The 1,312-nt window shown below is 45.7% G+C and carries 1 protein-coding gene and 1 pseudogene; both read right to left on the bottom strand.

All coding sequences use genetic code 11. The features are described from left to right. The coding region (locus ACP45E_RS16020; protein ID WP_426511442.1) for a DUF6923 family protein at nucleotides 1-961 on the bottom strand (961 nt) is incomplete at its 3' end. Nucleotides 962-1,154: 193 nt separating this feature from the next. Further along, nucleotides 1,155-1,312: pseudogene (locus ACP45E_RS16015) on the bottom strand (molybdopterin-synthase adenylyltransferase MoeB); the annotation flags it as partial.

Raw genomic sequence — 1,312 nt, 5'->3', positions numbered from 1 at the left:
CTTCATCTTGTCGACCGGCTTTGTTATCATCCAATGGTGCCAAAAGGCCATCACCTTCTCCATCAGGAGCAACCAAGCCAAGGTAATAACCAGACCCAATACCGTGTCTAGGGCCATTTGAATCGAGGAGTGTGGAATAACTGTCAGGCGCATCGCCAAAGTCGATGGTAGAGTCTTCATCAATAACCGGTGCATTGGCACAGCGTGCACCGTCATTTTGTCCTGATGCCGGGCCATTGGCAAATAGGGCTGCTGCAATCGTTTCATCGGTCATGTTGTCAGGATCAGAAAGATCGATTCGGAAGATGGCCCCATCGGAATTACGCGCAATGTAGTAATAGCCATTGACATCAAAGTATCCGGCGCCAAAAGTACCGGTGACACCGACATTCCCGAGCCGAGTTTCACCGCCCACCTCGGTATCAAATTCAAACAAATTTCCGGTCGAATTATCAACCCCATACAGTTTACCGTTACTTGGGTGAAAGGCGAAGTCGGTTAAGTTTACCGTTGCTGTTTCGGTTATCAGTTCGAGGGTTAGCTGCGCGGAAGGATCAGAGTCGAGCGGAGACAAATCTATTTTGAATAGCCCTTCATTTTTTCGATAGAGGTAAAACACATGGTTATAGACATCACCGACGTAGAAAGTATGAATAGGTAAACCAGACACATTGAGCGTTTCAGATTGAAAATTTTGCCCTAAGCGAACCACTTGTTTGTAAGTCGTATCATACCCATAGATATAACGATCATCATAATCGAAACCGACGGCATTGATGTTTCCCACCGTCCCGGTATTTGCTTGCAATAAGTTGGTTTCACCTGTGACCAGGTTGACGCCATAGACTTGAACAGGCTTCGATTGGAACAGATAAGCTTCACTTGGGCAGGTATCAAATGGGGCAGAAATCGCCGCCAGCGGGGTCAAACACAAAACGATTATCGATATAAGCCGATGCATAGGTATCTCCTTGTCACTCACGCTCAGTTATTGAGGTAATACCATTACAAGGAGTATGCCAGTAATTTAATCCATATAATTCAATGTATTAAGTTGTGGGCTAGCAAAATGAGTCAGATTGACTGTCAAAACAAGAACCGGCAGATAAGCCGGTTTTCATAATGAGAAATGATTGGGTCTGCTGGGGTTTATCTCAAGAGCAGGTCGGGCAGTGGGGCAATTTTGATAATTTCATTTCACGCCAGTTCATGGTGAGAGCATCTAAAATAAGGACCTTTCCTGCAAGGGGAGTGCCGTAATGAGCAATGACTTTGATCGCTTCCATGGCTTGAACAAGATCGGAAGAGCGGT

The sequence above is a fragment of the Vibrio genomosp. F10 str. 9ZD137 genome (genome assembly GCF_049974785.1).
GTDB lineage: Bacteria > Pseudomonadota > Gammaproteobacteria > Enterobacterales > Vibrionaceae > Vibrio.
Note: the sequence above shows the minus strand (reverse complement) of the source record. Positions and strands in the feature narration are given on the sequence as shown.